A 12,747-nucleotide genomic window follows, 5' to 3' on the forward strand; every position below is an offset into this window, starting at 1 on the left:
TCCCTCGACGAGTCAACACTGGCCACCGAGCTACGGGCGTTGACCGGTCCGCAACGCCAGCAGAAGATCCTGGAACTGGTACGTGCTCACGCCGCGACCGCTCTCGGCCACGACAACGCTCAGGCGATCCCACCCGAGCGGGCATTCCGCGAACTCGGTTTCGACTCCCTCACCGCGGTGGAACTGCGTAACCGGCTGGTCACCGCGACCGGACTGCCGCTACCAGCCACGCTGGTCCTCGACTACCCCAGTGCGCAGGTGTTGACCAACCATCTGACGGACCTGCTGCTGGGCAACACCACTGCGGCAGCCACCGCGCCGGTGGCGGTCGACGCGGATGTCGACGAGCCGGTAGCGATCGTAGGGCTCGGTTGCCGCTATCCAGGTGGAGTGGACGACCCGGACGGGTTCTGGCAACTGCTGGCCGAGGGCATCGACGCGGTGGGTGGCTTTCCCACCGATCGGGGTTGGGATGCGGGGTATGACCCGGATCCGGCTCGGTCGGGAACCAGCTACGTCCGGGAGGGTGGGTTCCTGGCTGACGCGGCGTTGTTCGATGCGGGGTTTTTCGGGATCAGTCCGCGTGAGGCCGTGGCGATGGATCCGCAGCAGCGGTTGTTGTTGGAGGTGTCCTGGGAGGCGTTGGAGCGGGCCGGGATCGACCCGTCGGGGCTACGCGGGTCGGATACCGGCGTGTACGTGGGCACGAACGGTCAGGACTACATCTCGGTGATCGGTGACGCGCAGACCGGCAGCGAGGGGCACCTGCTGACGGGTAACGCGGCCAGTGTCATGTCCGGGCGGGTGGCGTACACCCTGGGCTTGGAAGGGCCTGCGGTGTCGGTGGATACGGCGTGTTCGTCGTCGTTGGTGGCGGTGCATCTGGCGGCGCAGGCGCTGCGCTCGGGTGAGTGTTCGATGGCCCTGGCCGGCGGTGTGACGGTGATGGCCACCCCTGGGGCGTTCGTGGAGTTTTCCCGGCAGGGCGGGTTGGCCGCTGACGGGCGGTGCAAACCGTTCGCGGACGCGGCTGATGGTACGGGTTGGGGTGAGGGTGTCGGGGTTCTGGTGCTGGAACGACTGTCGGATGCTCGTCGGCGGGGGCATCAGGTGTTGGCGGTGGTGCGGGGCAGCGCGGTCAACCAGGACGGCGCTTCCAATGGGTTGAGTGCGCCGAATGGTCCGTCGCAGCAGCGGGTGATCCGCCAGGCTTTGGCCAACGCCCGGTTGTCGCCGGGCGACGTGGACGTGGTGGAGGCGCACGGCACGGGCACCACCTTGGGTGATCCGATCGAGGCGCAGGCGCTGATCGCCGCGTACGGCCAGGACCGGCCGGCAGGTCGGCCGTTGCGGTTGGGGTCGGTGAAGTCGAACATCGGCCACACCCAAGCCGCCGCCGGTGTCGCGGGGATCATCAAGATGGTCTTGGCGATGCGGCACGGGTTGATGCCCAGGACGCTGCACGTGGATGCCCCGTCGTCACATGTGGATTGGTCGGCTGGGTCGGTGTGTCTGCTGACCGAGGCCACACCGTGGCCGGGCGGTGGCCGGCGACGTCGGGCTGGGGTGTCGTCGTTCGGGATCAGCGGCACCAACGCCCACCTCATTATCGAAGAGGCCGAACCGTTCGAGCCGTCGCAGGACACACCCGCCGACCCGGCGGGCTCGGACCAACAGCCGCCGGCGCTGCTGGGCGGGGTGGTGCCGTGGCTGTTGTCGGCCAAGACCGAGGTGGCGTTGCGGGCGCAGGCGCAGCGGTTGGCCGGGTTCCTGACCGACCGGCCTGAGGTCGAGCCGGTGACGGTGGGGCGGGCGTTGGTGGACAGCCGGGCGACGGGGTTCACCCATCGGGGTGTCGTACTCGGCCAGGATCGGCAGGTGTTGGTGGACGGGTTGCGGGCGCTGGCCGCGGGTGGCCAGGCGCCAGGGGTGGTGACCGGGGTCGCCGGTTCCGGGCGGCTGGCGGTGGTGTTTTCCGGGCAGGGTAGCCAGCGGGTTGGAATGGGCCTGGGCCTGTACGAGGCGTATCCGGTGTTCGCTGACGTGTTCGATGAGGTTTGTGCGTCCTTCGACCAGCATCTCGAACGGTCGTTGCGGGACGTGGTCGCGGGCGAGCCGCAGTTGTTGGATCAGACGATGTATACCCAGGCGGGGCTGTTCGCGGTGCAGGTGGCCTTGTACCGGCTGATCACCTCCTGGGGAATAGTTCCGCAGCGTCTGGCGGGGCATTCGATCGGCGAGTTGAGCGCGGCTCATGTGGCCGGGGTGTGGGATCTGGCCGATGCGGTGGCGGTAGTAGCCGCGCGAGGCCGCCTGATGCAGGCGCTCCCCGCTGGCGGGGCCATGGTCGCGTTGACCGCCAGCGACGTCGAGGCACAGGAGTTGATCGCCGGGCACACCGACCTGGTAGGCGTCGCGGCGGTCAACGGTCCCCGCTCCACGGTGATCTCCGGCGACCAGGACGTGGTGCTGGACTTGGCACAACAGTGGCGGGACGCCGGCGGCAAGGCCCGACAGTTGCGGGTCAGTCACGCGTTCCACTCGCCGTTGATGGAGCCGATGCTGGCCGACTTCGCCGACGTGTTGCACGGGGTGGTGTGGCGGGAGCCAACCATCCCGGTGGTCTCCGGCACCCCCGGTGCGGACGTGACCGAACCGGGATACTGGTTGGCGCATGTCCGGCAGACGGTGCGCTACCACGACGCGGTGACCGCGCTGCGCGAGCAGGGCGTGGGTGTCTTCCTCGAACTGGGCCCGGACGGCACGCTGACCTCGATGGCCGACACCGACACCCCCGACGCAGAGGTGTGGCTACCCGCGCTGCGAGGTGACCGGGACGAGCCGCAGACACTGCTGACCGCGGTCGCCGGGGTCCACGTACACGGCGGAGCGGTGGACTGGCCGAAACTGCTGGGTGGCAGCGGTCGGCGGGTTGTGGAACTGCCTACCTACCCGTTTCAACACCAGCGGTACTGGCCACAGGCGACGCACCAGGCGGCCCTCAGCGTCATGGACACTCTGGATGCGGACTTCTGGCAGGCGGTGCAGCGGCAGGACGCAGGCGTGGTATTGCCGATGCTGGCATCGTTGCGACAGCGGCAGGCCCAGGCGGCGTTGAACCGGTGGCGGTACCGGGTCGAATGGTCGGTGTTGGCTGACCAGCCGGAGGGGGCGCTGTCGGGGGTTTGGGCACTGCTGGCTGTGAGCGGTTCTGGTGATGACCTCTCGGATGTGTTGTCGACGGGTGGCGCCCGGGTGATGCGGGTTGACCTAGACAATCCGAAGACCGGGCTGGCCGAGGTGCGGGCGTTGGCCGAGGCCGGGACGCTGGCTGGTGGGGTGGTATTGGCCGGCGCGGGTCGGGAATGCGCAGCGCAGCTGTTGACGGTGGCGCAGGCATGGGGTCCCGTGCCGTTGTGGGGGCTTACCCGAGGCGCGGTGAGTGTGGGTGACAGCGACCCGATCAAGAATGTGTGGCAGGGCCAGGTGTGGGGTCTGAGCCGGGTGATCGGTGCCGAGCAGCCCGACCGGTGGGGCGGGTTGATCGACCTGCCCGCTGGAGTGTTGGACGAGACAACCGGTCGTTCGTGCTGCGCGATGTTGGCTGGTTGGGGTGAAGACAACCAAGTGGCCGTGCGCGCCGACGGAGTGTACGGAATGCGGCTGCGGCGAGCCCCGGTTGTGCTGGGACAGGCGTGGCAGCCATCAGGCACGGTGCTGGTCACCGGTGGGACCGGAGCGTTGGGTGCGCGGGTGGCGCGCTGGCTGGCCGAGCAGGGCGCGAGGCATCTGGTGCTGGTCAGCCGTCACGGTATGGCCGCCGCGAACGCGCGGGAGTTAGTGGCGGAGTTGGCTGCGGTAGGAGTGGGGGTGCAGGTGGCAGCCTGCGACGTGGCCGACCGCGACGCTATGGCTGAGGTACTCGCGGCGATCCCGGCCGAGCATCCGTTGACCGCAGTGGTGCACACCGCAGGGCTGCTCGACGACGGGGTGATCGGGTCGTTGACCGCCGAACGTCTTGCCACGGTGGCCCGGTCGAAGATCGACGCGGTGCTCGCTCTTGATGAGCTGACCGCCGGTATAGACCTGCAGGCGTTTGTGGTGTTCTCGTCGGTAGCGGCGCTGTTCGGCTGGCCAGGACAGGGCAATTACGCGGCCGCGAACGCGTTTTTGGATGTGTACGCTCAGCAGCGGCGAGCACAGGGCGCACCGATGGTGTCGGTGGCCTGGGGGACCTGGGCTGGCGGTGGGCTGGCGAACACCGATCTGGCCGAGGCGCGGGCCCGCCGAGGCGGGTTGACGGGGATGGACCCCGCAGTGGCGGTCACCGCCCTGGAACACGTCCTTGGCCAGGGGTACCTGGTAGTGGCCGACGTGGACTGGCGCCAGCTGATCGAGTCCAGCGCTGGGCACCTCGGATCGTGGCTGACGGATCTGCCCGAGGCACGGGTGGCGGTCGCGGACCTGCCGAGTAGTGATGAGCCGTCGGCATGGCTGACGCGGTTGCGGCAAACTCCGGCCGGACAACGCGAATCGATGGCATTGACTCTGATCCGCGAGCAGGCCGCAGTGGTCCTCGGCCACACCGGGGCTGCGCAGATACCTGCCGACCAAGTCTTCCAAGAGCTCGGCTTCGACTCGCTGACTGCGGTGGAACTACGTAACCGGTTGGTCACCGCGACTGGCCTGCCGTTGCCTGCCACGTTGGTCTTCGACCATCCCACCCCGCAAGTGTTGGCCCGGTACCTGCTGACCGAACTGCTCGGTGAGTCCACGGATGTCCTCTTGCCGGTGGTGGGGGTGGGTGTCGACGAGCCGGTGGCGATTGTGGGGATGGGGTGTCGGTATCCGGGTGGGGTGGACGACCCGGACGGGTTCTGGCAGTTGCTGGTCGAGGGCATCGACGCGGTGGGTGAGTTCCCCACGGACCGAGGTTGGGATGCCGGGTATGACCTGGATTCGGCGCGGTCGGGGAGCAGCCTTGCGCGCAGGGGTGGGTTCCTGGCTGGTGCGGCGTTGTTCGATGCGGGGTTCTTCGGGATCAGTCCGCGTGAGGCTGTGGCGATGGATCCGCAGCAGCGGTTGTTGTTGGAGGTCTCGTGGGAGGCGTTGGAGCGGGCCGGCGTCGACCCGTCGGGGCTACGCGGCTCGGACACCGGCGTGTACGTGGGCACGAACGGTCAGGACTACATCTCGGTGATCGGTGACGCGCAGACCGGCAGCGAGGGGCATCTGCTGACGGGTAACGCGGCGAGTGTCATGTCCGGGCGGGTGGCGTACACCCTGGGCCTGGAGGGGCCTGCGGTGTCGGTGGATACGGCGTGTTCGTCGTCGTTGGTGGCGGTGCATTTGGCGGCGCAGGCGTTGCGCTCGGGTGAGTGTTCGATGGCCCTGGCCGGTGGTGTGACGGTGATGGCCACGCCGGGGGCGTTCGTGGAGTTTTCCCGGCAGGGCGGGTTGGCTGCTGACGGGCGGTGCAAGCCGTTCGCGGACGCGGCTGATGGTACGGGTTGGGGTGAGGGTGTCGGGGTGTTGGTGTTGGAGCGGTTGTCGGATGCTCGTCGGCGGGGGCATCAGGTGTTGGCGGTGGTGCGGGGCAGCGCGGTCAACCAGGACGGGGCGTCGAATGGGTTGAGTGCGCCGAATGGTCCGTCGCAGCAGCGGGTGATCCGCCAGGCTTTGGCGAACGCCCGGTTGTCGCCGGGCGACGTGGATGTGGTGGAGGCGCACGGTACGGGCACGACGTTGGGTGATCCGATCGAGGCGCAGGCGCTGATCGCCGCGTACGGCCAGGACCGGCCGGCAGGTCGGCCGTTGCGGTTGGGGTCGGTGAAGTCGAACATCGGCCACACCCAAGCCGCCGCCGGTGTCGCGGGGATCATCAAGATGGTCTTGGCGATGCGGCACGGGTTGATGCCCAGGACGCTGCATGTGGATGCCCCGTCGTCACATGTGGATTGGTCGGCTGGGTCGGTGTGTCTGTTGACCGAGGCCGAACCGTGGCCAGGTAACGGTCGGCCGCGGCGGGCTGGGGTGTCGTCGTTCGGGATCAGTGGCACCAACGCCCACGTCATCCTGGAAGAGGCCGAACCGATCGAGGCCCCGGACGAGCCCGAATCGTTCGAGCCGCTGCAGGACACACCGACCGTCCCGGCGGGCTCGGACCAACAGCCGCCGGCGCTGCTGGGCGGGGTGGTGCCGTGGCTGGTGTCGGCCAAGTCCGAGGTGGCGTTGCGGGCGCAGGCGCAGCGGCTGGCCGGGTTCCTGACCGACCGACCCGAGGTCGAGCCGGTCGTGGTGGGGCGGGGGTTAGCGGCCCGGTCGGTGTTCACGCACCGGGCGGTGGTCCTTGGCCAGCAGCGGCAGGTGTTGATGGATGGGTTGCGGGCGCTGGCCGCGGGTGGCCAGGCACCCGGGGTGGTGGCCGGGGTCGCGGGGTCTGGTCGGCTGGCGGTGGTGTTTTCCGGGCAGGGTAGCCAGCGCCTCGGAATGGGCCTGGGCCTGTACGAGGCGTATCCGGTGTTCGCTGACGTGTTCGATCAGGTCTGCGCGTCCTTCGACCAGCATCTCGAACGGCCGTTGCGGGACGTCGTCGCGGGCGAGCCGCAGTTGTTGGATCAGACGGTGTACACCCAGGCGGGGCTGTTCGCGGTGCAGGTGGCGTTGTATCGGCTGGTCCGCTCCTGGGGGGTGGCTCCGGAGTATGTGGCGGGGCATTCGATCGGTGAGTTGAGTGCGGCTCATGTGGCGGGGGTGTGGGATCTGGCTGATGCGGTGGCGGTGGTGGCCGCGCGGGGCCGCCTGATGCAGGCGCTCCCTGCTGGCGGGGCCATGGTCGCGTTGACCGCCAGCGACGTCGAGGCCCACGACCTGATCGCCGGGCACACCGACCTGGTAGGCGTCGCGGCGGTCAACGGCCCGCACTCCACGGTGATCTCCGGTGACCAGACCGTGGTGTTGGACCTGGCACAACAGTGGCGGGACGCCGGTGGCAAGGCCCGGCAGTTGAAGGTCAGTCACGCGTTCCATTCGCCGTTGATGGAGCCGATGCTGGCCGAGTTCGCCGACGTGTTGGGCGGGGTGGTGTGGCGGGAGCCAACCATCCCGGTGGTCTCCGGCACCCCCGGTGCGGACGTGACCGAACCGGGATACTGGTTGGCGCATGTCCGGCAGACGGTGCGCTACCACGACGCGGTGAACGCCCTGCGCGAGCAGGGCGTGGGTGTCTTCCTCGAACTGGGCCCGGACGGCACGCTGACCTCGATGGCCGACACCGGCACCCCCGAAGCGGGGGTGTGGCTGCCGGCGATGCGCGCCGATCGCGATGAGCCGCAGACCCTATTGACCGCGGTCGCTGGTGTTCACGTGCACGGCGTGGCGGTGGACTGGCCAATACTGCTCGATATGAGTGCCGGCCGACGGGCTGTGGAACTGCCTACCTATCCGTTTCAGCATCAGCGGTTCTGGCCGCAGACGGTGGCGGCCGGTGCGGGCGATGTTCGGGGGTTGGGGCTGGGTTCGGTTGATCATCCGTTGTTGCGGGCGGCGGTGTCGTTGGCTGATGGGGATGGGGTGGTGTTGACCGGCCGGTTGTCGTTGTCGGGGCAGCCGTGGTTGGCCGATCATGCGGTGTTGGGTGCGGTGTTGTTGGCGGGCACGGCGTATGTGGAGTTGGTGTTGTACGCCGGTGACCAGGTGGGTTGTGCCTCCGTGGAGGAGTTGACGCTGCAGACCCCGTTGCTGCTGCCGGAGCAGGGTGGGGTGCAGGTGCAGGTGTGGGTCGGTGACCCCGACCAGGACGGTCGGCGGCCGGTCAACGTGTACTCCCGGCCCGAAGGCGTGGAGGGTGTGGGGGGTGCGTGGATTCGGCATGCCACGGGTGTGTTGAGTCCGCAGGCTGGTCGGGTGCCGTCCGGGTTGGGGCAGTGGCCGCCGGTTGACGCGCGGCCGGTGGCGGTGGACGGCGTGTATGAGCGGTTGGCCGGTGGCGGGTATGTGTATGGGCCGGTGTTTCAGGGTTTGCGGGCGGTGTGGCGTTCCGATCGGGATGTGTATGCCGAGGTGGCGTTGCCCGAGCAGGACGCGGCGGGTGGGTTCGGGTTGCATCCGGCGGTGTTGGACGCGGCGTTGCACCCGATCGGGTTGACCGGGCTGCTCGGCGACGATGGCGGGGCGGTGTTGCCGTTCGCGTGGACCGGGGTGCGGTTGCACGCGACCGGGGCGACCACGCTGCGGGTCCGGCTGACACCGGTCGGCGACGGCGGGGCTATCGCGGTGGCGGTGTTCGACACCGCCGGCCAGCCGGTGCTGACCGCGGACTCGCTGGTGATGCGACCGGTGACCACCGACCAGTTGGGCCCCGGGATGCCGGATGCGGCGCAGTCACTGTTCGCCGTGGAGTGGGTGCCGCTGCCGGACGCGGAGCCTGACACCACGGCGGCGGCTACCGAGCTGGTCTGGGCGTGGCATGGGCAGGTTGAGGGTGAGCTGCCTGCGGTGGTGGTCGCCGAGCTACCGGCTCCAGACGGTGCGGTGGGTGTTGTCGAGGCTACGCACGCGGCGAGCACCCTGGTGTTGGGCTGGGTTCAGGACTGGTTGGCCGATGCGGGCACGGACGGTTCCCGGCTGGTGGTGCTCACCCGTGGCGCTACCGACGGCAGTGACCTGGCCGCGGCTGCGGTGTGGGGTCTGGTCCGCTCCGCGCAGTCCGAGCATCCTCACCGGTTTGTCCTGCTCGACCTCGACGACGACACCCACCGTGACGAGCTGGACAGGATCCTGACCGCGGTTGTCGACAGCGGCGAGTCGGAGATCGCGGTACGCGCTGGTGTCCTGTACGTCCGGCGGTTGGTCCGGGCCGGTACCGGGCAGCTGTCTCTGCCTGGTCGTGACCGGTTGTCGTGGCGTCTGGATGTGTCGGAGTCGGGCAGTTTGGACAACCTCGCGGTGGTGGATTGTCCGGGGGTGGTGGCGCCGTTGGGGGTTGGGCAGGTGCGGGTGGGGGTGCGGGCGGCGGGGTTGAACTTTCGGGATGTGTTGGTGGGGTTGGGTATGTATCCGGATTCGGCTGCGGTGATGGGTAGTGAGGCAGCCGGGGTGGTGCTCGAGGTTGGCCCGGACGTGACGGGGGTGGTGGTCGGGGATCGGGTGTTCGGCATGTTCAACGGGGCGTTGGGGCCGGTGGCGGTCACTGATCATCGTTTGCTGGCGCGGGTTCCGCTGGGGTGGTCGTTTACTCGGGCGGCGTCGGTGCCGATTGTGTTTCTGACTGCGTTCTACGCGTTGCGGGATCTGGCTGGTGTGCGGGCGGGGCAGCGGATCTTGGTTCATGCTGCGGCTGGTGGGGTGGGTATGGCGGCGGTGCAGTTGGCGCGGGCGTGGGGGTTGCAGGTGTACGCCACTGCCAGCGCCGGTAAGTGGGACACCTTGCGCCAGATGGGGTTGGACGATGCGCGCCTGGCTTCTTCCCGGGATCTGGAGTTCCGTCGCAGCTTCCTGACGGTGACCGGTGGGGAGGGGGTGGATGTGGTGCTCAATGCCTTGGCCGGTGAGTTCGTGGACGCGTCGCTGGGCCTGCTGCCTCGTGGTGGCCGGTTCGTGGAGATGGGTAAGACCGACGTGCGGGACCCGGTGCGGGTTGCCGCAGACCATCCCGGAGTGATGTATCAGGCGTTCGACCTGTCCGAGGCCGGTGGGGACCGGATCGGGCAGATGCTGGGCGAGATCCTGGACATGTTCGCCGCGGACATCCTCCAGCCGCTGCCGGTGAGGGTGTTCGAGGCGGCTCACGCGGTGCAGGCTTTGCGGTATCTGCAGGCGGCGCGTCATGTGGGCAAGGTGGTGCTGCGGCTGCCGGCCGGGCTGGATTCGGGTGGCACGGTGGTGGTCACTGGTGGGACGGGGGTGTTGGGTGGGTTGGTGGCCCGGCATCTGGTCACCGCGCACGGGGTCAGGCATCTGGTGTTGTTGTCCCGGCGCGGCCTGGCGGCGGCCGGGGCGAGGGAACTGGTCGATGAGCTGACGGAGCTGGGCGCCCGGGTGCGGGTGGCGGTGTGTGATGCCGCTGACCGGGCCGCTTTGGCTGAGGTGTTGGCGGCGGTGCCGGTCGAGCATCCGGTAGTCGGGGTGGTGCATACCGCGGGTGTGCTTGATGACGGGGTGGTCGAGGCGTTGACGCCGCAGCGGCTGGAGCCCGTGTTGCGGGCGAAGGCGGATGCGGCGTGGTGGTTGCATGAGTTGACCCGGGACTTGGATCTGGGGTTGTTCGTGGTGTATTCGTCGGCGGCGGCCACGCTGGGGTCGCCGGGGCAGGGTAACTACGCCGCGGCGAACGCGGTTCTGGATGCTTTGGCGCTGCGGCGGCAGTCCGAGGGTCTGGTTGGTCAGTCGTTGGCGTGGGGGCTGTGGGCTCCGCAGTCGGCGATGACTGGGCATCTCGGCGAGGTCGACCTGGACCGGATGCGACGCAGCGGCATCCTTGCCCTGTCCCCTGAGCAGGGCTTGGCGTTGTTCGACGCGGCAGTACGTACCAGCCAGCCGCAGTTGGTGCCGATCCGGGTGGACTTGCCCGCGCTGCGTCGTTCCGGGGCCGGTGGCCTGCTGCCGTTGTGGCAGGTGGTGGCTGGCGGCCCGGCCCGCCGGGCGGCGGCCACCGCCGATGCGCGGGTGGATCTGGCCGCCAGGTTGGCGGCTGTGGGGGTGGAGGAGCGTCAGCGGACAGTCCTTGAGTTGGTGCGGGCGCAGGCTGCGGTTGTGCTCGGTCATGCCGACCCCGCGGCGGTTGATCCGGGTAGCGCGTTCCGTGAGCTTGGTTTTGATTCGTTGACTGCGGTGGAGTTGCGTAACCGGTTGGCTGCCGCGACGGGGTTGTCGTTGCCGGCCACGCTGGTTTTTGACTATCCGACGCCGGTGGTGTTGGCCGGGTATGTGTTGACGGAGTTGCTTGGTGAGCAGGCTGATGTTCTGGCGCCGGTGGTGGTGGGTGCGGGTGTTGATGAGCCGGTGGCGATTGTGGGGATGGGGTGTCGGTATCCGGGTGGGGTTGACGACCCGGACGGGTTCTGGCGGTTGCTGGTCGAGGGTGTCGACGCGGTGGAGGGATTCCCCGCGGACCGGGGTTGGGATCTGACAGCGCTGCACGACTCCGGCCGGCAGCGGTCGGAGACCCGGTACGGAACGTTCCTTTCCGGGGCCGCGATGTTCGATGCGGGGTTCTTCGGGATCAGTCCGCGTGAGGCTGTGGCGATGGATCCGCAGCAGCGGTTGTTGTTGGAGGTTTCCTGGGAGGCGTTGGAGCGGGCCGGGATCGACCCGTCGGGGCTACGCGGGTCGGACACCGGCGTGTATGTCGGCACCAGCGGTCAGGACTACATCTCGGTGATCGGGGACGCGCAGACCGGCAGCGAGGGGCATCTGCTGACGGGTAACGCGGCGAGTGTGATGTCGGGTCGGGTGGCGTACACCCTGGGCCTGGAGGGCCCGGCGGTGTCGGTGGACACGGCGTGTTCGTCGTCCCTGGTCGCGGTGCATCTGGCGGCGCAGGCGTTGCGCTCGGGTGAGTGTTCGATGGCCCTGGCTGGTGGTGTGACGGTGATGGCCACGCCGGGGGCGTTCGTGGAGTTTTCCCGGCAGGGTGGGTTGGCTGCTGATGGGCGGTGTAAGCCGTTTGCGGATGCGGCTGATGGTACGGGTTGGGGTGAGGGTGTCGGGGTTTTGGTGTTGGAGCGGTTGTCGGATGCTCGTCGGCGGGGGCATCAGGTGTTGGCGGTGGTGCGGGGCAGCGCGGTCAACCAGGACGGCGCTTCCAACGGGTTGAGTGCGCCGAACGGTCCGTCGCAGCAGCGGGTGATCCGCCAGGCCCTGGCCAACGCGCGGCTGTCGCCGGGCGACGTGGATGTGGTGGAGGCGCACGGCACGGGCACCACCCTGGGTGATCCGATCGAGGCGCAGGCGCTGATCGCCGCGTACGGCCAGGACCGGCCGGCGGATCGGCCGTTGCGGTTGGGGTCGGTGAAGTCGAACATCGGCCACACCCAGGCCGCCGCCGGGGTCGCGGGGATCATCAAGATGGTCCTCGCCATGCGGCACGGGTTGATGCCCAGGACGCTGCACGTGGACGCCCCGTCGTCACATGTGGACTGGTCGGCAGGGTCGGTGTGTCTGTTGACCGAGGCCGAACCTTGGCCAGGTAACGGCCGGCGACGGCGGGCTGGGGTGTCGTCGTTCGGGATCAGCGGCACCAACGCCCACCTCATTATCGAAGAACCCGAACCGATCGAGGCCCCGGACGAGCCCGAACCGTTCAAGTCGCCGCAGGACACACCCGCCGACCCGGCGGGCTCGGGCCAACAGTCGCCGGCGGCTCTGCGGGTCGGTGGGGTGGTGCCGTGGTTGTTGTCGGCTAAGTCTGAGGTGGCGTTGCGGGCGCAGGCGCAGCGGTTGGCGGGGTTCGTGGGCGATCGGCCTGGGGTGGATCCGGTGGTGGTGGGGCGGGCGTTGGCGGGCCGGTCGGTGTTTGCGCATCGGGCGGTGGTGGTGGCCGGCGAGGTGGAGGGGTTCTTGGCGGGGTTGCGGGATTGGGACGCCTCATCGGTGGTGGTGCGTGGTGTGGCGGGGGGTGCGGGTGGTGGTTCGGGTGTGGTGTTTGTGTTTGCGGGGCAGGGGGCGCAGTGGGTGGGGATGGGGTTGGCGTTGTGGGATGCCGAGCCGGTGTTCGGGGAGGCGATGGTGCGGTGTGGGGAGGTGTTG

Annotated in this window: 1 protein-coding gene; it reads left to right on the top strand. The window is 69.0% G+C overall.

Features of this window, described 5'->3' with window-relative positions:
- The coding region (locus ACIA6B_RS32415) for a type I polyketide synthase (RefSeq protein WP_396779286.1) at positions 1-12,747 on the top strand (12,747 nt) is incomplete at both ends.

The sequence above is a fragment of the Micromonospora sp. NPDC051141 genome, assembly GCF_044455765.1.
GTDB lineage: Bacteria > Actinomycetota > Actinomycetes > Mycobacteriales > Micromonosporaceae > Micromonospora.